The sequence below is a fragment of the Muriicola sp. genome (assembly GCF_041567615.1).
Classification (GTDB): Bacteria; Bacteroidota; Bacteroidia; order Flavobacteriales; family Flavobacteriaceae; genus Muriicola.
The window spans coordinates 1-23,768 of the sequence record NZ_JBFGBM010000014.1 but is presented as its reverse complement, the minus strand read 5'-3'; the positions used below and the strand labels follow the sequence as shown (position 1 = coordinate 23,768).

Annotated in this window: 19 protein-coding genes and 1 pseudogene; 11 read left to right on the top strand and 9 right to left on the bottom strand. The window is 52.7% G+C overall.

Annotated elements, in window-relative coordinates:
* Positions 1 to 118 precede the first annotated feature (118 nt).
* The 5 genes from ABYP73_RS01945 to mce all read right to left on the bottom strand — a co-directional run bounded on the left by ABYP73_RS01945 (position 119) and on the right by mce (position 5,197).
* Complete coding sequence (locus ABYP73_RS01945; RefSeq protein ID WP_372973293.1) at positions 119 to 694, bottom strand: hypothetical protein; 576 nt, start codon at positions 692 to 694, stop codon at positions 119 to 121.
* A 157-nt stretch (positions 695 to 851) separates the two neighbouring features.
* Positions 852 to 2,483, bottom strand: a complete 1,632-nt coding sequence (locus tag ABYP73_RS01940; protein ID WP_372973292.1) for an arylsulfatase — start codon at positions 2,481 to 2,483, stop codon at positions 852 to 854.
* Between the two features lie 79 nt (positions 2,484 to 2,562).
* Positions 2,563 to 4,104 (bottom strand): flavin-containing monooxygenase, encoded by a 1,542-nt coding sequence (locus tag ABYP73_RS01935; RefSeq protein ID WP_372973291.1) that lies wholly within the window; start codon positions 4,102 to 4,104, stop codon positions 2,563 to 2,565.
* A complete protein-coding gene (locus ABYP73_RS01930; protein ID WP_372973290.1) occupies positions 4,101 to 4,625 on the bottom strand; it encodes a hypothetical protein in 525 nt (174 codons plus the stop codon). The genes ABYP73_RS01935 and ABYP73_RS01930 overlap by 4 nt, the downstream gene beginning before the upstream one ends.
* A gap of 170 nt (positions 4,626 to 4,795) precedes the next feature.
* Positions 4,796 to 5,197 (bottom strand): methylmalonyl-CoA epimerase, encoded by a 402-nt coding sequence (mce, locus tag ABYP73_RS01925; protein WP_372945252.1) that lies wholly within the window; start codon positions 5,195 to 5,197, stop codon positions 4,796 to 4,798.
* A gap of 221 nt (positions 5,198 to 5,418) precedes the next feature.
* Between mce and ABYP73_RS01920 the strand changes: the two genes are divergently transcribed.
* From ABYP73_RS01920 to ABYP73_RS01900, 5 genes are all read left to right on the top strand, one after another.
* The gene (locus tag ABYP73_RS01920; protein WP_372973289.1) at positions 5,419 to 7,227 is read left to right on the top strand and encodes a PAS domain-containing protein; all 1,809 of its coding nucleotides are present in this window, start codon (positions 5,419 to 5,421) and stop codon (positions 7,225 to 7,227) included.
* Between the two features lie 7 nt (positions 7,228 to 7,234).
* Complete coding sequence (locus tag ABYP73_RS01915) at positions 7,235 to 7,636, top strand: response regulator (protein WP_372945254.1); 402 nt, start codon at positions 7,235 to 7,237, stop codon at positions 7,634 to 7,636.
* A gap of 75 nt (positions 7,637 to 7,711) precedes the next feature.
* The gene (locus ABYP73_RS01910) at positions 7,712 to 8,161 is read left to right on the top strand and encodes a hypothetical protein (RefSeq protein ID WP_372945255.1); all 450 of its coding nucleotides are present in this window, start codon (positions 7,712 to 7,714) and stop codon (positions 8,159 to 8,161) included.
* A gap of 23 nt (positions 8,162 to 8,184) precedes the next feature.
* Entirely contained in the window at positions 8,185 to 8,574 is a 390-nt protein-coding gene (rbfA, locus tag ABYP73_RS01905; RefSeq protein ID WP_372945256.1) for a 30S ribosome-binding factor RbfA, read from the top strand.
* 2 nt (positions 8,575 to 8,576) lie between these two features.
* On the top strand, positions 8,577 to 9,776 hold the full coding sequence (locus ABYP73_RS01900; protein WP_372973288.1) for an ABC transporter permease: 1,200 nt from the start codon (positions 8,577 to 8,579) through the stop codon (positions 9,774 to 9,776).
* Here ABYP73_RS01900 and dusB read toward each other — a convergent pair.
* The 3 genes from dusB to ABYP73_RS01885 form a co-directional block, all read right to left on the bottom strand.
* Complete coding sequence (gene dusB / locus ABYP73_RS01895) at positions 9,773 to 10,765, bottom strand: tRNA dihydrouridine synthase DusB (protein ID WP_372945258.1); 993 nt, start codon at positions 10,763 to 10,765, stop codon at positions 9,773 to 9,775. The genes ABYP73_RS01900 and dusB overlap by 4 nt on opposite strands.
* Positions 10,766 to 10,818: 53 nt before the next feature.
* The gene (locus ABYP73_RS01890) at positions 10,819 to 13,230 is read right to left on the bottom strand and encodes an outer membrane beta-barrel family protein (protein ID WP_372973287.1); all 2,412 of its coding nucleotides are present in this window, start codon (positions 13,228 to 13,230) and stop codon (positions 10,819 to 10,821) included.
* A 112-nt stretch (positions 13,231 to 13,342) separates the two neighbouring features.
* Complete coding sequence (locus ABYP73_RS01885) at positions 13,343 to 14,569, bottom strand: M28 family peptidase (protein WP_372973286.1); 1,227 nt, start codon at positions 14,567 to 14,569, stop codon at positions 13,343 to 13,345.
* 38 nt (positions 14,570 to 14,607) lie between these two features.
* Here ABYP73_RS01885 and ABYP73_RS01880 point away from each other — a divergent pair, with 38 nt between their 5' ends.
* Positions 14,608 to 15,714, top strand: a complete 1,107-nt coding sequence (locus ABYP73_RS01880) for a TolB family protein (protein ID WP_372945519.1) — start codon at positions 14,608 to 14,610, stop codon at positions 15,712 to 15,714.
* 53 nt (positions 15,715 to 15,767) lie between these two features.
* Positions 15,768 to 17,564 carry a translation elongation factor 4 gene (gene lepA / locus ABYP73_RS01875; protein WP_372973294.1) on the top strand — a complete coding sequence of 599 codons (1,797 nt, stop codon included), beginning with the start codon at positions 15,768 to 15,770 and terminating at the stop codon, positions 17,562 to 17,564.
* Here the strand turns inward: lepA and ABYP73_RS01870 are convergent.
* Positions 17,554 to 19,422 carry a cation:proton antiporter gene (locus ABYP73_RS01870; RefSeq protein ID WP_372945518.1) on the bottom strand — a complete coding sequence of 623 codons (1,869 nt, stop codon included), beginning with the start codon at positions 19,420 to 19,422 and terminating at the stop codon, positions 17,554 to 17,556. The two genes, lepA and ABYP73_RS01870, sit on opposite strands and share 11 nt — an antisense overlap.
* 230 nt (positions 19,423 to 19,652) lie before the next feature.
* On the opposite strand from ABYP73_RS01870, the gene ABYP73_RS01865 reads away from it, so the two are divergent.
* The 4 genes and pseudogenes from ABYP73_RS01865 to ABYP73_RS01850 all read left to right on the top strand — a co-directional run.
* Complete coding sequence (locus tag ABYP73_RS01865; RefSeq protein ID WP_372973285.1) at positions 19,653 to 20,513, top strand: MBL fold metallo-hydrolase; 861 nt, start codon at positions 19,653 to 19,655, stop codon at positions 20,511 to 20,513.
* Positions 20,497 to 21,387, top strand: coding sequence for an SMP-30/gluconolactonase/LRE family protein (locus ABYP73_RS01860; RefSeq protein ID WP_372973284.1), 891 nt, complete (start codon positions 20,497 to 20,499; stop codon positions 21,385 to 21,387). Before ABYP73_RS01865 ends, ABYP73_RS01860 begins: the two co-directional genes overlap by 17 nt.
* Positions 21,388 to 21,397: 10 nt before the next feature.
* Complete coding sequence (locus ABYP73_RS01855) at positions 21,398 to 23,074, top strand: S8 family peptidase (RefSeq protein ID WP_372944947.1); 1,677 nt, start codon at positions 21,398 to 21,400, stop codon at positions 23,072 to 23,074.
* A 5-nt stretch (positions 23,075 to 23,079) separates the two neighbouring features.
* Positions 23,080 to 23,768, top strand: a pseudogene (locus ABYP73_RS01850) (M1 family peptidase); the annotation flags it as partial.

The following is a 23,768-nucleotide window of genomic DNA, read 5'->3' as shown; positions in this document are numbered from 1 at the left end:
TGACTGCAATGGATCACCAGCCCCAGCATGAGCGCGGAAGCGGCGTAGTAAAACACTTTTTTCATGGGTTGGTCTTTTGGTTGGTTATCGGTTTTTAAGGTTGGTTTTCAGTTTATTTTCACATAGGTGCTTTAGCTTGTTCTTTCTGTATCCACTCCCTGGCCGGACCCATCCAGGCTTCGTTTGGGGTGTATAAAAAACCATGCCCCAGTCCGGTATTGATGCCTATTTGTTCAAAGGTCTCAGCCTCAGGAGAGCGCTCTATCCAGTAGGTGTAATCCTTCCCTGCGATCTGGTCCGAGGCTTCGTAGATCCCCAGTACATGCCCGTGGAGGTGCCAGTCAAATTGCTTTTCATTGCGGTCGCTGTTCGCCCCCAGTAGCACATAGTTCACGGGTTGGGGGTTTAGGTGGGAGACCTGCATGGCCATCAGTCCGCCCATGGAGGCTCCAATGACGGTAATGTCACGGGGGGATACGCCTTTTTCGATCAGCTGGTCTATCTCGCCGGATGTCTTCCGGCAGAAGTCGTCAAAATCGGTTTGGGTGGTACGCACCTCGGCATGTACCTCGTACCCATCAGCTTTCAGGGCATCGATGATGGCTTCGTATTCATAGGGGCCGAATTCCTCGCTAACCGCGTGCTTGCCCTGCACCGAAACGATCATACCGTGAAGATAAAAGACATGTTTCATACCCTTGGTTTGCTTGCATGACAAGGTGGTGCTTATCATGCAGATGAGCAATATGGCAGAGGCTCCGGACATGGATATGTGGCTGGTTCGTAGTAAATTACAAAATAAAAGAACACAAAGCCGAAACTGTCCCTACAATTAAGTGACCCTGATGGGATCACCTGGGGAATTGAAGCCTCACTTCCCGTGAAAAGTCCTCCCATTCCTTCAACAACTCCCGGTACTTTTCCGGTGCCTGCAGCCTGAGGTCCTGCTGTTCCCCCAGGTCCCTGGACAGGTCGAAAAGCTCAAACCGGGATTCCCGGAAGGGGCGGGTACTGTTGGTGATCTTCCAATCCCCCTTTCGCAGCATGGTGTATTCTGCGTGCTCCAGGGCGAATACATAGTCCTCCGAATGGGCCGAGGACTTTTTACCCGAGAGAACGGGCACCAGGGACTCCCCTCGCATGGGATATACGCTCCGGCCTTTCCAGGTTTCGGGATAGGGGATGCCCGTGAGGTCCAGGACAGTGGGCGCAATATCCATGATGGAGGCAAATGCCTCACTCGTGCCCGCAGGACCTATCCCCGGTCCCGTGATGATCATGGGCGTTATGATGCCTCCATTGGTGGTGAACTCCTTGTAGTACCGGAATGCCGGGGTAGCCGCCTCTGCCCAGGGAGGCCCGTAGGAAATGAAGGAATCGGGCTCTCCCATAGTCTCGAAGTCATCATTGAAATAGGGATTGACGTAGGGCCTGATTTCGGGGTCCGAGAAATAGTCCTCCCCGGCTGCCCCGTTGTCTGAAAGGAAGATGATCAGGGTGTTCTCATACACCCCTGCCTCCTTTAAGTGGTGAATGATCCTCCCGATATTCTCGTCCAGGTTGTCTACCATCCCTGCATAGATCTCCATTTTCCGGGATTCCCTTTTCTGTTCTTCCTCAGAAAGAGATGCCCAGGGGCGGATGGAGGGATGAAGGGCGGGTAATTCAGCTTCTTCCGGGATCAGGCCGGAATCCTTTAGGCTCCGGAACCTGCGCTCCCTCAGGTCTTCATACCCGGCATCGTACCTCCCTTCGTACTTGCTGCTGTACTTTTTGTCGACCTGCAGGGGCCAGTGGGGTGCCGTATAGGCCGCATAGGCAAAAAAAGGCTCCCCATCCTCCTGTTGGGTCTCGATATAGGAGATCAGCTTATCGGTATACCGGTCTGTGGAGTAGGTCCCTTCGGGCCACTGGGTGGTTCTCCCGTCTTCGGTATAATTCGAGGTTGCTCCCGGGCCAAAGAAACTTATGCCGTTAAAATGGTTCCCCACCCCTTCGAGCAGGACATAGGAGTGTTCAAACCCAAGTGCCTGCGGATTGTATTGTGGCTGGGAACCCAGGTGCCATTTCCCGGCCATATAGGTATGGTATCCGTATTCCCGGAGGATCTCAGGCAGGGGGGCCACCCTTTCGGTCAGGTGCCCTTCGTATCCGAAGACTTCCACTTCCAGGGCCTGCCTGCCCAATCCGGCAACATGGTTGTCATTCCCGGTCAGGAGCATGGCGCGGCTGGGGGCGCACATAGGTGCCGTATGAAACCTGCTGAACCGCATGCCGGCCATGGCCAGGCTGTCTATGTTCGGGGTGTGTATCTCCCCCCCAAAAGACCCCAGGTCTGAGTATCCCAGGTCGTCTGCTACCAGAACCAGGATGTTGGGGAGATCCTTCCGGACCCGGACCTCGGGACTTCCACTACACCCCAACAGCAGAAGGCCCCACAAAAAGGCCCCAAACAGGCGAACCTCCCTAAATCGAGTGATCATTTCAAAAAATGGGTTCCTTTTCCACATGGGAAGAGCGTTCTCTTTATCCTGCTGCCCATCCTGACGGCAGGGCATTCACTTATGACGCCGGTCTCATAAAGGAGGGGATGAGTGAGCGCAGACCAAAATAGATCCGTCCCCTGAGCCCCGCTTTTACGATATGGTTGTAGGTGCTTATGGGCAATTGTTCGATGATCTCATGGGCCAGTTTTACCTTTTTTCCGGGACCCCTGAGCCTGAACTGGGTGGCTTGTGTTGGGCCGTACATCAGGTGGAGCCAGATCTTTGGGTGAGTGAAGAAATAAGAGCGCAGGGGAGGGTAGCAACCTATGATCTTCGCCATGCCGTTCATGTAGCGGTGATAGTCCACCAAACTTCGGATCCTCGTGGCGTTCTCCTCAAATTGTTCCAGGTACATGGCCTCGTCTTGCTTTGCTGCCTGTATCATTTCTTCTTTCTCCGGGAGTTTCATATCCCCGTCGAAGATCAGGGCGCAATATCGCGCCTGCATTTCCATGATAGGGAACTGGCTTCCAAAACCGGGCCTGGCCCATCCGATCCAGGCCAACTGGTCTCCGTAATCCGGATGGAACATGTGTTTGTACAGGCTTCGGGGGTCACAGGCTTCCAAACCTTCGGGCATAAAATCGGCCCGGTTGAGGTAGCCTGTACTGAAAACAACAGCATCCACATCTTCCAGGACGGCTCCATCAGCCGTTACCAGGGTTCTCCCGCCATCCTTTACCCGGGTGACGGCCCCTACCACCCTGCATCCATGATGCGCTATGGCCTTGGGCAGGGCCAGGGTCTTGGTCCCGAAGATCCCCCAGATCCCATTGCGCGACCTTACCTTTTCATTGAGGTCAGCCAGGGCGTCAAAGACAGGGTCCTTGCGGCCCCGTTCCAGTTTGAGGACAAACGGGCTTAGCTTGCGGCCGTATTCCCGGGGCAGGTCCCAAATACCCCTGTGCGTGGAGACATCAGCAGCGTGCCCTCCCCTTTTCCGGGGCACGATCCACCCGGTGGTCTCCCGCAAACTCACCCACGACCGATTGGCCACCTGGGAGATCTCGTAGGCTACGTCCGACCCGGATTCTCCTCCGCCCACCACCAGTACGTTCTTGCCCTTGAAAGGTTCTGCATTGGTATACTCCTTGGAATGTGAAAAAGAAACTTCTGTGAGTTCTTTCGTCCATTTTGGGTACCTCGGGATGTTATTGTTGCCGATGGCGACCACCAGGTGGACGCAATGGAGGGCTTCCCCGTCAGCAAGCCGGACCTCCCAGCTCCTGTCATCATTTTGTGACACGGCTTCTACCCGACTCTCAAAACGGATGTGGTCCAGGACACGGAAGTGTTCGGCATAGGAGGTCCAATATGCCACGGCCTCCTCTTTGGTCCAGAAATGATGGCTCTTGCCTTCCCCTACCCAATAATCCGAGAACATGCTGAAGGTCACTGAGGAGGTGAGCACTAGGTTGTCATAGCTGCGGGAAAAGACCCCGCCAAGGCCCGATGCCTGCTCCAGGCAGACTACCTCTGTGATCCCCTTTTCCAGCAGTTCCTTGGTGGCCACGATACCTCCCGGCCCAGCGCCTATGACTATACATTTCATCATCATTCCGTGTCTTTTAATGCAACCGTGATGCCTGCAAAGCCAAGCAGTTCTGCCCGATCCTCTTCCGGAGTCAGGTGAGTTAATGGGGGTTTGGGTATTAAATGTATGATTTCCGGGGGGATAATCTCAAATATTTCCGCATACAAAAAAGATTGGCCGGGAGCACCATTCCTGATGGATATCTGTGAATAATTGGCCACACTGTGGTTCTGATCCGTCTTAAAATCGCGTTTTACCCATTCCGGCAGGCATACTCCACACTGAAACATCAAGTCTTTGGTGTAGGGGATCCCCCCATCCACCAGGGTCTTCCCAAGAAGTTCGCCTGCTGTGATGCGTCCATGGGCGGCCGCGATCAGCGGGTGTTCAGTATTCCGGAAACGCACGATCCCAAGCGTCCTGGAAATTCGTTCTTTATCCATCAGATGGACGATGCGCAGGGTGTGATCCTGTTGGAGGATCCGCAGGAAAATCGGACCGAATAATTCTTCAAGGAGTGCAGTATGTAGCTTCTTCACATTCATCCTGTACAGGACTCTTATACAGGAAAGATAGTCAGAAATTACTAAAGATTAGACCAAACACCTAAAGGCCCGGTTTGTCATTCAATTTCCCGGTCGAAGGTTCGAAAGATTCCAGGATTTTGGTGAGACTTGAGGGAGATGTATACCCGCCCGACATGCCTTTAGAGCATTTACTCCCTTTCCTGGCAGAGTTCAATCAGAACTCCATTGGTCGTTTTAGGATGTAAAAAGGCCACCCATTTGTTATCTGCGCCCATTTTGGGCTCTTCATTCAGGACGGTAAAGCCCTCGGCTTTGAGGCGGGCGATCTCTGCCCGGATGTCTTCCACGTCAAAGGCGATATGGTGGATGCCCTCCCCTTTCTTTTCAATGAATTTCGCGATGGGGCTGTCCGGGTGGGTGGCTTCCAGGAGTTCTATCTTGTTGGGGCCCGCCTTAAAAAAGGAAGTCTTAACCCCTTCTGAGGCCACTTCTTCCGTCTTGTAGTGGGGAGTGCCGAAGAGCCTGGCAAAGAGTGCGTTGCTCTCTTCCAGGTTTTTGACGGCAATGCCCAGGTGTTCTATTTTTTTCATGCTGTGAATTCTCTTTCAAAAATAGCCTTTTAAGGGCATTTTATTTAAAATCCGGCCCCTAGTCCAGACTATATCCCAAAAAAAAAGGAGAATCTGCTAAAAAACCACGGGAAACCCACAATAAATGGGGATATAACTTGTTCTAAAAATGGGAATTATGTAAGAATTTTCTATCTTCGATGTAAGCCAACCATTTTTTTTGTAAGACCAATCTCAACCCTATGGTGAATACCTCCATCCCACTCTACGACGCGCCCTTTGCCGTCGCCATCCTTGATAAAGACCTCAACTTTACCGCGATTTCGAGAATGCTGGCCAGATCTTTCAATCTGAATGAATCCGCCCTGGGAACCTCCTTCCTCGACATAAAGGACCGCCTGCCTAACGAACTTTATGTGGATCTGCAGCTGGCAAAGGAAGGGATCAGCAGCCGTTCACAGCCCATGAAATTCCTGCATCCGGATGGGGAGGCCGACTGGTACCAGTGGAAGATCAACCCCTGGCAAAACGGAATAGACGGGAAAGAGATGATCATGTTGCTACTTGAAAAGGTGACCCGCAGGATGCTGGGAGAAGATCTGCATCTCAAGGCCCAGCGCATGGCCCGGGTAGGCAGCTGGATCGTGGATTTGAACAAAAGCACCATTTACTGGTCATCTATCACCAAGGAGATACATGAGGTCCCCCAGGATTTCATCCCTGACCTTGAGACCGGGATCAATTTCTACAAGGAAGGGGTTAGCCGGGACACTATAACCAGGCTCGTAAATGAGGGAATCGAAAAGGGAACACCCTGGGATACGGAGCTCATCCTTGTCACCCAAAAAGGGCGGGAGATCTGGGTACGCGCCATAGGGGAACCCGAAATGATCAACGGAAAATGCGTGCGCATCAGCGGCACCTTCCAGGACATCGATACCCGGAAAAGGGCAGAGCTGGAGGCTGCAAAGGTCCGGGAGCGACTCCAGATCGCCACCAATGCTGCCAGGATCGGAATCTGGGATTTCGATATTGTGAACAACATCCTGGAATGGGATGACAATATGTATAAACTCTATGGCATTACGAAAGATAGATTCAACGGGGTCTATGAAGCCTGGGAGGCTACTGTGCATCCCGAGGACAAGGAAGGGTCAGCCAAAGCAGTGCAGCAAGCCATAGAAGGGAAGAATAAATTGAACATGGATTTTCGTATTCTCTGGCCGGAAAACGAAGTGAGATGGATACATGCCGAGGCTATAGTCTCAACCGATAAAGATGGAAATCCCTTGAAAATGACCGGGGCCAACTGGGACATCACCGACCAGAAAAATGCCGAGGCAGAGATGAAGCACCTGCTCAACACCACCACCTACCAGAATGAAAGCCTGATGAATTTTGCCCATATCGTCTCTCACAACATGCGTTCTCACGGGTCTAACCTGTCTATGCTGACCGATTTCCTCCTGGAAGACCGCATTACAGAAGAAGATAAGCAGAACGCCTTGCAGATGCTCAAAAAGGCCGCTACCGGCCTCAATGATACCATCGCCCACCTGAACGAAGTGGTGCAGATCAAGACCGAAGCCGAACACAAGATGACCTCCCTTGACCTGCACGACATCATCCACAAGGTGAGTCAGAGTCTGGAAGCCCTGTTCGCCTCCAATGAAGTGGCCCTGAAGATCGAGGTGCCTAAGGGGTCCGTGGTGATGGGGGTCATGGCCTATGTGGAAAGCGCCGTGCTGAACCTGATGACCAATGCGGTAAAATACAGGGACCCTGAGAAACCCGGGGAGATTAGTATTACAACAGAATCCCGGGCCAAACGCCTCGTGCTTCACATAGAAGACAACGGGCTGGGGATCGACCTGAAAAAACACGGAGAAAAAATCTTCGGCATGTACAAGACCTTCCACCACCACCCTGAAAGCCGTGGGATCGGACTGTTCATCACAAGGAACCAGATCGAGTCCATGGGAGGGACCATTGTGGTTAGCAGTACGCCGGGAGAAGGAAGCATATTTAGTGTCACCTTAAAGAAACCTTGAAAGTAAAATGAGCAAGATCCTGAGAACAGCTATTGTGGATGATGACCCCATCGTGGTCTTTGGCATGAAACTCATGCTGAAGCAACTGGGCCTGAACCTGGAAACCCATGTCTGGAACAACGGACAGGAAGCCCTGGAAGGCCTGATGGACCTCGTTCACAAGGAGGAGCCCCTCCCGGATGTTCTCTTCCTGGACCTGACCATGCCCATCATGGACGGATGGGACTTTCTCAGCGCCCTCGACAAAGCTCCTATCCCAGGGAAAAAGGAGATCAAGATCTTTGTACTCAGCTCTTCCATCAACCCCGCCGACAAGGAACGCGCCCTCAACAAGAAGCAGGTGACCGACTTTATTTCCAAACCCATTAAGGAAGAAAGGCTAAAGGAAATTTTGTCGCTGGTTTCCTGATACCTAGAGAAATTCCAAATTCCAAATTCCAAGCCTGATAGCTATCGGGGCCAAATTCCAAAAGAGGGTAAACGATTGGCAAAACCATTTATTCGAAAATCCCGAAGGTTTGCCAGAAATAATGGCAAGGCAAGCGGAAGTGCGTTTTGCCTGGTTTTCAAATTGCTTGGACAAAAAATGGCTAAAAGCAGGCAAAAAAGAGCATGGAGCGATAAGCCGCGACCATGGTTTTTGTCTCAGACAGAAAGCATTCGAATTCATCGAAACACTCAGACAAAAAATTTCCTACAAACCTTCTTGATTTTTTGGTTCGTTTTTTATCAAGAAAAAATGAACGGAAAAGAAAAAGAAAGCTTTATGCTAGACCGAAATACAACTTTACCCAAGGTACTCTTTCCGTATAACATCACCCACCCCCAGCCCCTCCCAGGAGGGGAGGATATAAACTGGTTACTTTGGAATTTGAAATTTGGTGCCTGCCTGCCGGCAGGCAGGCTTGGAATTAATCTCATTTCCATTCATTAAACTATTCTCCTTACTTTTGCCCTATGGAAACCCAGAGACAGAAAAAGATAGGCGGTTTGTTGCAGCAAGACCTGGCAGATATCCTGCAGCGGGCAGCTTCACAGGGAGCGCAGGGCACCCTGATCTCTATTTCCAAGGTCAGCGTGACCACCGACCTGTCTATCGCCAAGGTATACGTGAGCATCTTTCCCACGGACAAATCAGGGAAGATCATGGAGGAGATCAAGGAGAGCAACGGCGTGATCCGGCACGAACTGGCCCAGCGCACCCGCCACCAGCTCCGGCGTATGCCCGAACTCCATTTCTACCTGGACGATTCCCTGGAATACATAGACGGCATTGAACGCTCCCTGAAAAAAGGGGACAACCCCATAGAAAACCCGGACCTCCTGCCCCGCAGAAAGAAATCCTGACCATGAATTTCCCCTGGTACATCGCCAAGCGCTATGTGCGCGCCAAGAGCAGCCAGAACGCGGTCAACGTCATCAACTTTATCACCTTTTTGGTCATCGTCATCGGTTCGGCAGCCCTGTTTATTGTGCTTTCGGGCTTTGCCGGCCTCAAGACCTTTTCCCTCTCCTTTAGCGAAACCTTTGACCCCGCCCTGAAAGCCGAGCCCCTGACCGGAAAATACTTCAGCCTTACTTCTGATCAAAAAGAACAACTCAACCGAATCCCCGGAATTGCCTCCTATTCGGCAGAACTGGAAGAGCGCGTCTACCTCACCCACCAGCAAAAGAGCCACGTGGCCTGGATCAAAGGGGTGGATTCTGCCTATGCCCGGGCCACACGAATCGACTCTGCCCTCTACTGGGGGCAATGGGCCATCGAGAATCAGCAGGGAGTGGTCGGACTCGGCATCGCCAATATGCTGGGGCTGGTCATAGACGACTACCGCAACCCCCTCATCGTACTGGCACCCAAACCAGGGAAAGGGAGCCCTTCCCTCCAGGCGAAACCTTACAACCAGCTGGCCCTGGTAACTGCCGGAGTCTATGCCGTGGAAGAGAACCTCGACAAGAAATACGTCTTTACTGCCCTGCCCCTGGTACAGGCCTTACTCGAGCGCAGCCCGGAGGAGATTTCAGGGATCGACTTTGAACTGGAGCCGGAAGCAGACGTGAAAGAGGTCAGAGAAAAGATCAACGCCGTGGTGGGGCCAGAGGTGGGCCTCAAAGACCGGCAGCAGCAGAACAGTACCCTCTACCGCATGCTGAACACAGAAAACCTGGCTACCTACCTCATCTTTACCCTGGTGCTCATCATCGCCCTCTTTAACGTAGTAGGAGCTATCATCATGATGATCCTGGACAAACAGCAAAATTCCCGCACCCTCTACAGCCTGGGGACCACGGTCAAACAAATCCGGCATATCTATTTCCTGCAGGGGGTGATCGTGACCGGCCTGGGCGGTCTCCTGGGGATCTTTATCGCCTCCCTCCTGATCTGGTCTCAACTCCTGTTTGGCTGGCTGAAGATCACGCCATCCCTGGCCTACCCGGTAGAATACAGATGGGTGGATGTGCTGATCGTCCTGGGAACCATCCTAGTCCTGGGGGTGATCGCTGCCCGGATCGCGAGCAGCCGGGTCAATAAAAAGTTGCTGGCTGCCTAGGCGAACTGGTGGTGGCCAAAGGTCTCCAGGGCCTCGTCAAAGGCGGCAAAGACATCGGCCGCATCATCACTGGTCACCATCTTCATCCGTAGCTCCTTGAAGTTGGGGATCCCCTTGAAGTAATTTGTGTAGTGCCGGCGGGTCTCGAAAACGCCCAGTTTCTCCCCTTTCCAGTCGATCGCCATCTGCAGATGCCTTCTGGCCGCATCTACCCGCTCTTCCATGGTAGGAGGCGCGAGGTGGGTGCCCGTCTCAAAGTAGTGTTTTACCTCTTTGAAGAACCAGGGATAGCCTATGCTGGCCCTCCCTATCATAGCCCCGTCCAGGCCAAATTCGTCTCTCATCCGCATGGCGGCTTCCGGGCTGTCTACGTCCCCGTTCCCGAAGACCGGGATATGCATGCGGGGGTTGTTCTTTACCTCAGCTATGGGATACCAATTGGCCTCACCCTTGTACATCTGTACGCGGGTACGCCCGTGGATGGCTATAGCCTGGCAACCGACGTCCTGCAGCCTCTCTGCCACCTCCACGATACGGATAGAGGCTTCGTCCCAGCCAAGGCGGGTCTTTACTGTCACCGGCAGTTTGGTGTGCTTCACCATGGCCTCGGTGAGGGAGACCATCTTGTCTATATCCTTTAAAATACCGGCCCCGGCCCCTTTGCAGACCACCTTCTTTACCGGGCAGCCAAAGTTGATGTCGATGATATCCGGGTTGGATTTCTCCACGATCTCCACGGATTGCAGCATGGAATCGAGGTTGGCCCCGAAGATCTGTATCCCTACCGGGCGTTCCTTTTCATAGATGTCGAGCTTCATCACGCTTTTAGCCGCATCCCGGATCAGCCCTTCTGAGGAGATGAATTCCGTGTAGACCACATCGGCACCCTGCTCCTTGCACAGGGCGCGGAAAGGGGGGTCGCTTACATCCTCCATGGGGGCGAGCAGGAGCGGAAAATCCGGCAGTTGTATGTCTCCTATCTTAGGCATCTTTTCAGGATCTGAGGGGCAAAATTAAAAAGAAAGGACGAATTAACAGGAATTTACTCGTTATCAAGGCGTTGAAGTTCCGTTTTCTGGATGTCCCCATCGGCACTGGAAAGCCTGAAGTTCCCGAAATTATAGGTAAAACTCAGGCGCACGAACTGGGTCTCCGGACGGGAAAAATGGGTATTGTCCTGATTGGAGTAGCGGGAAACATAGGTCCCATTGGCCCTCCTCAGCAGGTCCTCCGCCGTGAGGGAAACCACGGCCCGGTTGTTCCAGAGGGTTTTGCGGATCCCGGCATTGAGGGTGATCATCTCCGAGACCTGGAATGACCCGTACAGGAAGCCCGTGAGGTAGGTCAGGGAGGTGTCTGCCTTCCAGCTCCCGTCCTTGGACAGGGTGAAAATGTTGCTCAGATTCCCATAGTAGCCCGATACTTCATTCGTGTACTGTATGATAGGGCTCTCCACAGCCAGGAAGGTCTCGTCTTCATAGAAGATAGAGTTGTAGAAATAGACGTACCATCTGTTGGTGAGGGAGGTGGCCAGGGTAAAGTCGAGCCCATAGGAGGTGCTCTCCAGCACATTCTGCTTGATCTCCCTCAGGGTCTGGTTTCGGTTGTCCTGGAAGGTAAGCCTGCTGATAAAGGCCCCGTTGTCCCTGAAGTAGAAGTCGATAAAATAGGTGTCCTTGATCGTAAAGTTCAGGTTGAAATTATGACTGAAAGCGGGCACCAGGTTGGGATTCCCCTCATCAAAATCGTTCTCGTTCAGGAAGTAGCGGAAAGGGTTGAGATCTGAGTATTTAGGCCGGGTGATACGGCGGCTGTAATCGAAGGTCAGGCTGTTCTCCTCCCCTACCTGCCGGCTGATAAACAGGGATGGGAAGAGTTCAAAATAATTCTGGTTGTTGATCTGGTCCAGGGCTACGGACCGGGCCTCCACATCGGTCTGTTCCCCCCTCAATCCCATTTTCAGGGACCATTTTCCCCAGTTCTGGTAGACGCTGGCATAGAGGGCCCCCACGTCCTCATTGTAGGTGAACTCGTCTGAGAGGGCAATGTCAAAAGGGGGCTCCGAATTATTGACATCAAAATAGTCGATCGCACTTTCCGAACGGATGGACGACCCCCGGATCCCCGCCTCAAAATTCCCGTTTTTAATAGGGGTGTAGTAATCGAGCTGACCCGTGTAGATGTCGATCTGCTGACGTGCGTCTGTAGAGAAACCGAAGGTGCGTAAAAAATTCCCGCCCGCGTCAAAATAATCGCTGGCCCCCGTTTGCTGGCGGGAGAAATCGTAATAGGTGTAGTGGGCATTCCCGCGAATAAAGGCCCCTTCTTTTTTCAGGCGGCGCTCGTAGCTCAGGTCCGTGGAAAGGTTGAGCAGGTTATCATCCAGCTCACTTTCGTTGAGGAGGGTGGAATCCAGCTGCCCGGCCCCGTCCCGCATCACTGTAAACACTTCGTTGCGGATCTGTTTGTTGGGGGAATAACTCCCATTGGCCGTGAGGTTGAACAGGTCCTTTTCCGAAGGGGTAAAGTCGAGGATGGCCGTGGCCTGCTGAGCCCAGGAGCGGGTGGTGATGTCGTTGTTCGTCTCCCAGTCGGCAAAGGTAGTATTAGACGGGTCTTTGTAACGGATCCCGATATCGGACCTGGTGAAATCCTTTCTGGGGTTGATGGTATAATTGGCGAAGAAACTCAGGTTCTCTCCTTTGAAATAATGCCCTGTCCCAAAGCTGTACTTGGGGAAGATAGACTGCTCTGCCTGCGCCCTGACGTTGCCTTTGTAGCCCGGGGCCACAGCGGTGGAAGTCCTGATATTCAACACAGGGCCGTCTTCTGCCTCAAAACTGGCCGGCGGATTGGGGATCACTTCCACAGCGGCGATGGTATTACCCGAGAGACCCCTGAGAAAATCCTTGATCTCATCCTGGGAGAGCTGCACCTTGCGGTTGTTGAGGTAGACGGTAGCCATCTGCCCGCGTATTTCCAAATTCTCCCCCGAAACGATGACCCCGGGGGATCTGCGCAACACATCAAAGGCATTGCCCTCCCCCGCTACTGTATTTTCCACATTGAAAATGATGCGGTCTGCTTTGCGTTCGATTACGGGCTGGTTCCCCAGAAGGAGGACCTCATCCAGCCATTCCACATCGGGTTCCAGGACGATGGCGCCTATCTCTATGTTTTTGCGGACGTCCAAACCAACCAGGACAGAGCGGTAACCGAAATACGCGGCCTGGAGGTAGTAGGTGTCCGGGGAGATCCCTTTCAGGGAAAAGCGTCCGGTGTCATCTGCGGAGATCCCTTTTACCTGGGTGCTGTCCGCGACCTGCAGGAGGATGACATTGGCAAAGGGGAGCGGCTTGCCCTCTGCGTCCTTTACGGTACCCGATACGGAGTAGGTCTGCCCAAAAAAGACCAAGGGTAGCAGACCCAAAATGATGAAGATGGGGTATCTCACAGTGTCGTAGGTTGACTGTAAATCTATGAAATAAATCCCGATGGCTCACAAAAAAGGACAGCCCTGCCGCTGTCCTTTCTTCATTACCTCTGTAAGAAATGCTTTTCAGTGCCTAAAAGCTTACCCTTACGTCCATGCTTTTCCCGTTCCTGAGGATGGTAATAGTGGTGGCGTCCCCCTCTTCAAAGACAGACAGGGCCCTCATATAGCTCATCATGTCGGTCACCGTGCTGTCTCCCATCTTCACGACAATATCCCCTTTCTGCAGGCCAGCTTTCTGGGCCGGTTTGTCCTCGCTTACCCCGTCTATCCGCATACCCTCCCCGTCAAAGAGGTAATCCGGGATCACACCCAGGCCCACCTTGAACCGGGGTACTTCCTCGCTTTCATTTTTCGTTTTCCGGAAGGCCAGTTTGGGGTTGTCATCCAGTTCGCCTATAACAGCCATGATGTAATCCGTGATCTCTTCCATCCCCTTGTAGTTCAGCCTGTCCGCATCGTCTGTGGGCTTGTGATAATCCTCGTGCTGCCCGGTAAAAAAGTGAAGCACGGGGATGTCCTGGAGGTAGAAGGAGGTATGATCAGACGGACCTACCCCAGACTCCTTCAGGACCAGTTCAAAGCCCGGATTGTTGGCGTTGAGCACCTGGGGCCAGATGGGCGCCGTGCCGGTTCCACTCACGGAGAGCACCTTGGAGTCCCGGAGACGGCCCACCATGTCCATATTGATCATATAGGTGACCTTGTCGAGGTCTATGGTCGGGTTCTTGGAAAAGTAGTTGGAGCCCAGCAAGCCGATCTCCTCCCCGGAAAAGGCCATAATGAGGTAATTGTTCCCTTTCAGCTCCCCCTCTTTGAGTTGTTTTGCCAGTTGCAGCAAAACGGCCACCCCACTGGCGTTGTCATCGGCCCCGTTGTGGATGGCCGCATCGCCCCGGTGAAGGGATCCCTGACCTCCCATCCCCAGGTGGTCGTAATGGGCGCCTAAGACCACGGTCTTTTCTGCCTTGTTGTCGATAAAGCCGATAACGTTGGTCCCGGTGATGGTGCTGTCTGAAGCCTCCACATACTCCACTTCCTTGTGGGGGTCGTTTTTGGGCTTGAAGGTAAAGGTCTGGAAGAAGGTGCCCGCATTCCCGGCCGGCGTTAGCCCGATCCCTTCATACCGCTTTACCAGGTAGTCTGCGGCCATCAGTTCATTCGCCGTTCCGGTTTCCCTCCCCATAAGGGAATCGCTGGCCAGGAAGGACACATCGTCCTGGAGGGTATAGACCCTGGGTGGCTCCTGTTTGCAAGAGATAGCTGCGACAAGAAATATGAGCCAAAAACTGTATTTCATCATTTTTGAGGTTATTTTTGAGCTAAATTAGGCAAAGCATGAGAAAAATACTCCTTTTGATCGCGATATCGGCCGTCTTCAGCTGCAAATCGGACCCAAAGAAAACAGAATCCACAACAGCAACAGGGTCCTCCCTGATGGCGGGCTCAGATACCCTGATCTATCCGGAGGAAAAATATTTTAAATCGTTACGGCAGGTGACCTTCGGAGGGAACAATGCCGAAGCCTACTGGAGTTTTGACGACAGCATGCTCATCTTCCAGTCGGATTACCAAAAATGGGGTGTGGAGTGCGACCAGATCTTCCTCGCCAATGCAGATGAACAATACGCAGACACCACCCCTCCCATGATCAGCACGGGGATGGGGCGTACCACCTGCTCCTATTTCCTCCCGGACAACAAGCACATCGTATACGGCTCTACCCACCAGGGAGGAGAAGCCTGCCCGGATGTGCCCCTGCGCTCCAACGGGAATTACGTATGGCCTGTCTATGACACCTTTGATATTTTCGTGGCCGACCTGGAGGGGAACATCACAGCGCAGCTTACGGATACACCCGGGTATGACGCAGAGGCGACTGTCTCTCCAAAGGGAGACAAGATCGTCTTTACCTCCATGCGCAGCGGAGACCTTGAACTCTACACCATGAACCTGGATGGCAGTGACGTCAAACAGATCACGGACGAACTCGGGTATGACGGAGGGGCTTTCTTCTCCCCGGACGGGAGCAAGATCGTCTTCAGGGCTAGCAGGCCTAAAACAGAGTCCGAGATCGCCGAATACAAGGACCTCCTTTCCAGGGGCCTGGTAGAGCCGACGAATATGGAGCTCTTTATCTGCGATGCCGATGGCAGCAACCTCAAGCAGATCACTTTTTTGGGCAACGCCAACTGGTGTCCCTACTTCCATCCTTCCGGGAAAAAGATCCTGTTCTCCAGCAATTTCGAGGCAGAAAGGGGCTTCCCCTTTAACCTGTATTTTATCGACATAGACGGGAAGAACCTGGAGCGGGTGACCCACGGAAAGACCTTTGACGCCTTTCCCGTCTTTTCCAATGACGGAAAATACCTGGCCTTTTCCAGCAACCGCAACAACGGCGGTACGCGAGACACCAACTTGTTTATAGCCGAATGGCAGGAATAAGCAATTTTCGCCCTATCTTTGCGGCTCTTTAAAATTGCTTGAGAAAAAAGGAAATGAAACACATCCGGAACTTCTGTATCATCGCCCACATCGACCACGGGAAAAGTACCCTGGCCGACAGGCTGCTCGACTTCACCGGTTCGGTCACGGAGCGGGAGAAGAAGGAACAGCTGCTGGACAGTATGGACCTGGAGCGGGAGAGGGGAATCACCATCAAGAGCCATGCGATACAGATGGAGTACACCTACGAAGGGGAAAAGTACATCCTCAACCTGATTGACACGCCCGGGCACGTCGATTTCTCCTATGAAGTTTCCCGGTCTATCGCCGCCTGCGAAGGGGCCCTCCTGGTGGTGGATGCCGCTCAGAGCATTCAGGCCCAGACCATTTCCAACCTCTACCTGGCTTTGGAGAACGACCTGGAGATCATCCCGGTCCTGAACAAGGTAGACCTGCCCAGTGCCAATCCCGAAGAGGTGACGGATGACATCGTGGACCTCCTCGGCTGCAAACCCGAAGAAGTGATCCCTGCCAGTGCCAAGACGGGCATTGGGATTGAAGAGATCCTGAAGGCCATTATAGAACGCGTCCCGCCCCCCAAAGGCAACGTGGACGAGCCTCTCCAGGCCCTTGTCTTCGACTCTGTCTACAATCCCTTCCGGGGAGTGGAGACCTATTTCCGGGTGATCAACGGGCAAATCAGCAAGGGACAAAAGATCAAATTCGTGGCCACCGGCAAGCATTATTACGCCGATGAAGTGGGCACCCTAAAACTTACCCAGGTGCCTAAGCCGGCCATCAAAGCCGGGGATGTGGGCTACCTTATCACAGGGATCAAGGACGCGCGGGAAGTGAAGGTGGGGGATACCATCACGGATGCAGACAACCCCACCAAAAACCCCATTGAGGGCTTTGAAGACGTGAAACCTATGGTCTTCGCGGGGATCTATCCCGTAGACACGGAAGACTTTGAGGAGCTGCGTTCTTCTATGGAAAAATTACAGCTCAATGACGCCTCTCTGGTGTTTTCACCGGAGAGCAGTGCGGCCCTGGGCTTTGGATTCCGTTGCGGTTTCCTGGGGATGCTCCACATGGAGATCATTCAGGAACGCCTGGAGCGGGAATTCGATATGACGGTGATCACCACGGTCCCCAACGTGAGCTACCAGGCCTACACCAAGAAGAACCCGGATACGCCTATCACGGTGAACAACCCCTCAGATTTACCGGACCCTTCCACCCTCGACCGGGTGGAGGAGCCCTACATCAAGGCGACGGTTATCACCAAATCAGATTTCGTCGGGAACGTGATGTCTCTGTGTATCGAAAAACGGGGACAGATCACTAACCAGACCTATCTCACCCCGGAGAGGGTGGAATTAAATTTCGACATGCCTCTGGCGGAGATTGTATTCGACTTCTACGACCGCCTCAAGACCGTCTCCAGGGGGTACGCTTCCTTTGACTATGCCCCGATTGGAATGCGGGTCTCCAAGCTGGTGCGCGTAGACATCCTCCTGAACTCCCAAATGGTAGATGCCCTCTCAGCCCTGATCCATGCAGACAATGCGGCCAACATCGGGAAGAAGATGTGCGAAAAGCTGAAGGAACTCATCCCCAGGCAGCAGTTTGACATTCCTATCCAGGCAGCGATAGGTGCCAAGATCATTTCCCGGGAGACCATCAAGGCCCTGAGGAAAGATGTGACCGCCAAGTGTTACGGGGGCGATATCTCCCGAAAGCGAAAACTGCTGGAAAAACAGAAAAAGGGTAAAAAACGCATGCGGCAGGTGGGCAACGTGGAGATCCCCCAGCAGGCCTTCATGGCTGTACTGAAGCTCAACGACTAGCTTTTACCCTCGTTTTAGAGGCGGGCTTTTTTTCCGGTGTCTCAAATTGCTTGCCGAGATAGACCAGTTTATATCCTTTATTGATGCTCTGGAAACCCTTGCTAAAAGAAGGGATGATCTCCAGGTTCCCGTCAGGCATTTTCAAAAAGAGAGGGATGATGTAATCATCGGCCTTGGTGATCTCTATGAGTCCGTCGTAATGCTCTTTGTCCTTGAGTTCGATCTCATGGATGGCAGGGTACTTCCGCACCGCTTCGCTCAGTTTTATAAAGTCGTCCGTATGTGAGAACAGCCCTTCTTTGGGGTTGTTCTCGGGATCCGTCATCTCATCCGTGTCGACCAGCCTGAATGACCCGTTCTCCCCGAACTCATCCTTGAATGTATCGATAGCGTACTTGTTGATGTCCGAGTTGCCGGTCAGGGCCATGAGGTAACCCACGTCATTGAGCTCTATGTTATCGGTCAGCGTGTCTGAGTAGATGTTGGCCGCAAACGCTTCCAGCCCCATCTTCTTGCATTTGGCGATGTTGGTCTCGTTGTTGTCGATCACCACCACATGGCGTTTGTTTTCCATAAGGTAGCTCGCAATGATCCTGGAGATACGGCTGGCCCCGATGATGAGGATTCCCTCGGAGCGATCGAGGAAGACCCCGATCCACCTGGCGACGAGTCGTGCCGTGGTGGCATTCAGCAAAACCGTCCCGAGTACGATCATAAAGACCAGGGGGGTGATATACTCGGCTCCAGGTTCCCCTTTTGCCATTAGTTTGGAACCGAAAAGGGAGGCGATACCTGCTGCCACAATCCCCCGTGGGCCTACCCACCCGATAAAGGCTTTTTCGTTGAGCTTTAGCCCGGAACCCTGGGTGCTCAGGAAAACCCCCAGAGGCCGTATCAGGAAGACGATGACAAGAAAGAGAATGACCGTGTTCCCGTTATAAATCAGCTCCATATCGCTCACGTTGATATTGGCAGCCAGCAGGATAAAGAGGATGGAGATCAGCAGTACGCTCAGGGATTCCTTGAAATACAGGAGTTCCTTTAAATTGGGCAGATTCATGTTCCCCATGACCATTCCCATGACCACTACGGCCAAAAGGCCGGATTCGTGAGCAAAGATGTCCGACTCTACAAAAACCAGCAACACCACAGAAAGGGACACCACGTTGAGCAAATAGTGAGGGATGTAATTTCGTTTGATGGCAAAGGCCAGGGCATGGGCAAAGGTGAACCCAAAGGTACAGCCAAAGAGCAGTATTTTCCCGAATTCGATCAGGGCCGTCTTCGTATAGGCCTGCCCTTCCCCTACACTGATAAACTCGAATACTAATACCGCTACGAGGGCACCGATGGGATCTATCAGGATGCCTTCCCATTTCAGGATGGCCGAAACGTCCTTTTTAAGGGGGATGTTCCTCAGGATGGGGGTGATGACCGTGGGGCCGGTAACGATCACCAGGGCCGAGAACAGGAAGGAGATCTGCCAGCTGAGATCAAAGATAAAATGGGCGGCTATCCCGGCCCCGAAAAATGTGACCAGGGTACCTACGGTGATAAGCTTGGTGATCACAGGGCCCACGTTGTAGATCTCGGACCGTTTCAGGGTAAGTCCACCTTCAAAAAGGATGATACTGATCGCCAGGGAAACGAAATAATACAGCCCATCCCCGGGAAATAACCCCTGCTTGCCATTCCAGATGGGTTCGATCAGCTTGGAACCATCCTCCGTGTAGAGGGTGGCGATAGGCCCCACCAGCAGGCCGATCAGAATGAGCGGGAGGATAGCCGGCAACTTGAACCGCCAGGCGACCCATTGCGCCACAATTCCCAGAATGATTATCCCTGCCAGTTCGAGCATCTCTTATGATTTATCCCGGTCCGCGTGTTTTGTCCCGGGTGCATATTTAACAAATAAAAACAATATTCTGTAAACACCCGCCCGAAGCCTGACGAATTCCTCAGGAAATACCCGTAATTCCGGGAGGATGCTTCCTGGACCTGCGAATGCTCAAGGATTTGTTAAATTCCGGAAGGAAAGGCAGTTATAGGCCGTGCATTTCTTATTTTGCGCCCTGTTTGCTCGATTCCATGAAGCTGTACCCCATAGAAGCAGGAAATTTCAAATTAGACGGTGGCGCCATGTTTGGTGTGGTGCCCAAATCGCTTTGGAATAAGACCAATCCTGCGGATGCCAACAACATGATCGACATTGCGGCCCGATGCCTGCTCCTGGAAGACGGAAACAGGCTGATCCTTATCGATACCGGGATGGGTGACAAGCAATCCGATAAATTCTTCAGCTATTACTACCGCTGGGGAGACCACAGCCTGGACAACTCCCTGAAAAAAGCCGGGTTTCACCGGGATGATATCACCGACGTCTTTATGACTCACCTGCACTTCGACCATTGCGGGGGAAGCGTGCAGTGGAATGCAGACAGGACGGGCTATGAACCCGCTTTTAAAAATGCCGTTTTCTGGACCAACAAACCCCACTGGGAGTGGGCCGTGCATCCCAATACCAGGGAAAAAGCCTCCTTCCTTAAAGAGAACCTGCTGCCGATGGAGGAAAGCGGGCAACTCAAATTCGTTTCCGTGCCTGAAGTGCCTTTTGGACATGCCCCTGAACTCGGGTTTGACATCCTTTACGTGAACGGGCACACAGACAAACAGATGATCCCCCATATCCGGTACCAGGGAAAGACCCTGGTCTTTATGGCCGATCTGCTCCCTACCGTGGGGCATATTCCTTTGCCCTATGTCATGGGATACGACACCCGGCCCTTGCTGACCCTCCCTGAGAAAGAGGCCTTTCTCAGCAAAGCGGCCGATGAGGAGTTTTACCTCTTCCTGGAACACGACGCCCACCAGGAACTCTGCACCTTGCAGCACACAGAAAAAGGGGTCCGATTGAAAAACACCTATGCCTTCGATGAAATTTTCTCCTAAGCCGGCACTGTACCTGCTGCTGACCCCTCTGCTCTGCAACCCGATATGGGCCTTCCAGAGCGAGGACCTGACGCCTGAGTTCAGTTTTACGGCGGGGATCGAAGGCCCGGCCGTGGACAAGGACGGCGTGCTCTATGCCGTAAATTATAAAGAAGAAGGGACTGTTGGACGAGTGGATGAGAAGGGCCAGGCTGAAGTCTTTTTAAAACTGCCCAAAGGCAGTACAGGTAATGGCATACGCTTTGATAGAGAAGGGAATATGTACATAGCCGACTATGCCGGGCATAAGGTCTTTAGGGTAAGCCCGGGATCGAGATCCCCGGAGGTGTACGCAGAAAGCCCTGAGATGAACCAGCCCAATGACCTTGCGATTTCGGATACAGGGGTGATCTACCTCAGCGATCCCAACTGGCAGGATGGTACCGGCAATCTCTGGATGATCCCAAAAGCCGGCGAGCTGGTGCTCCTGGAAACCGGAATGGGGACCACCAATGGCATCGAGGTAAACCCGAATGGAAAGTACCTCTACGTGAATGAATCAGAACAGCGGAAGGTATGGAAGTACGATATCCTGCCCGATGGTCGTGTGAATAACAAAAGGCTGCTGATTTCGTTTGTAGACCACGGGCTGGACGGGATGCGGTGCGATGCGAAGGGCAACCTGCTGATCACACGTTACGGAAAGGGCACCGTGGTCCTGGTTTCTCCCAGGGGAAAGGTCCGGAAGGAAATCCAGCTCAAAGGGAAAAAGCCTTCCAATCTGGCCTTCGGGGGGAAGGACGGGAAGACCGTCTACGTGACCCTGGCCGACAGGGGGTGTGTGGAAAAGATTCGACTGCCCCACAAAGGAAGTTATTACAGTAAAATTCATTAAAAGAAAGAGAATGATCAAGAATCTGAAACAAAACGTCCTGCTCTGGAGTGCGGGATTTGTCATGATGGGATGCGGCAGCATCAACATAGTGTCTACCCCCATCGAAAACATTGACACCGTCCCCCTGAAAATTGCTGAACTCACAGAAGAGGAACAAAAGACCTGGGGCCATGCAGACCTGCTCACGGATACCATCCCCGGGATGAGTGTAGACAGGGCCTATGAGGAGATCATAGGTAAGAAAAAAGGGAAAAAGGTGATCGTGGCCGTTCTCGATTTAGGGATAGACCTCACCCACGAAGACCTGGATGAGGTGATCTGGACCAACAAGGATGAAAAACCCGGGAACGGGATCGATGATGACGGAAATGGTTATGTGGATGACGTGCACGGGTATAACTTTCTGGGAGAAGCCTATAACGAACAGTTGGAGTACACGCGTATCCTGAGGCTGAACCTGGGCGATGAGGCGATGAGGGCCGAGGCCAGAAAAAAACTGGATGAAGAACTGAAACAGGCCAAAGAGACCCGGCAGAGGCTCCAGTCGAACAAGCAGCAGACAGAACAGATCCTCGGGATCGTAAAACAGTCGCACGATGCCGTCTCCCTGAAGCTGGGCAAAGGCGACTATACCCAGGAAGAAGTGGCGGCCATCGAGACCACAGATCCCGGGCTGCAGCGCAGTATCAGTGTCATCCAGCAGATGTTCAACTACGGGGACAGTATTCCGGAGGTGATCGGCCTTATCGAAGAGGATGTTGAACGAGCCACAGAGGGGATCGATTATTTTACTGAACGCATCGATTACCACTTCAATGTGGATTTTGACGGGAGAGAGATCGTGGGAGATGATCCCTATGATATCAACGACCGGAATTACGGGAACGGAAATCCCATGAATCGGGTAGCGGATGAGAGTCACGGTACCCATGTGGCCGGAATCATTGCCGCCGAGCGCAACAACGGCCTGGGCGTGAACGGGGTGGCCAACAACGTGGAGATCATGAGCGTAAGGGCTGTACCCAATGGGGATGAGTACGATAAAGATATCGCCCTGGGCATCCGCTATGCCGTAGACAATGGAGCCAGGATCATCAACGCCAGTTTTGGAAAAGCCTTCTCCCCCAACGCAGAGTGGGTCTACGACGCCATCAAATACGCGGCAGACAACGATGTGCTTATCGTGCATGCCGCCGGAAATGATGCTCTCGATATGGATGATAAGAACAATCGGGGCTATCCCAACGATCATAAATTGGGAGATGTGGAATACACGGACAACGTCATTACAGTAGGAGCTTTAAATGACACCTACGGCTCGGAAATGGTGGCTTCATTTTCCAATTACGGAGCGAAGAATGTCGACATTTTTGCCCCCGGTGGCGGGATTTATTCCACCATGCCGGGCGGTAAATACGAATTCCAGGGTGGGACATCCATGGCCGCCCCTGCCGTCAGCGGTATCGCGGCCCTCGTACGGTCCTACTTCCCTGACCTCACGGCTGCTGAGGTAAAACGCATCCTCATGGATTCCGGGTTGAGTACAAAACAGACCGTGGTTGTCGGTGGTGATCCCGAAAAAGCGAAGCCCTTTGCCCAACTCTCCAGGACAGGCAAGATGGCCAATGCGTACAACGCCCTGATCCTGGCACAAAAAGTATCCGATTCTAAAACAAAATTACCTTGATCATGATGAAGAAATCCTATGCCCTGTTTATTGTATCCTTCTTTTCTCTGCTTATCCACAGCACTTATGCCCAGGGGAATCACACCTACTGGCAACAGGCAGTAGACTACACCATGGACGTAAACATGGATGTGGAGACCTACAGGTACACAGGCAAGCAAAAACTCGTTTACACCAATAATTCTCCGGACACCCTCAACAGGGTTTACTACCATATGTACTTTAACGCCTTCCAGCCCGGAAGCGAGATGGATATGCGCTTACAAAATATAGCAGATCCGGACAGGAGAATGGTTGACGAGAATGGTAAAAGCAGGATCGCTGCCCTCAGCCCGGATGAGATCGGGTATCTGAGAGCCACCTCTCTTACCCAGGACGGAAAAGAGGTTTCCTATACTTTGGAAGGGACCGTTTTGGTGGTAGCGCTCGACCATCCCATTACCCCGAATAGCTCTTCTGCCTTTGACATGGATTTTGAGGGACAAGTACCGGTACAGATCCGCCGTTCCGGACGAAACAACAAGGAGGATGTGGCCCTGTCCATGAGTCAGTGGTATCCCAAACTAGCTGAATACGATTTCGAGGGATGGCATGCAGATCCCTACATCGCCAGGGAATTTCACGGGGTTTGGGGCGATTTCGATGTTTCCATCACCCTCGATAAGAAGTATACCGTGGGAGGCACGGGCTACCT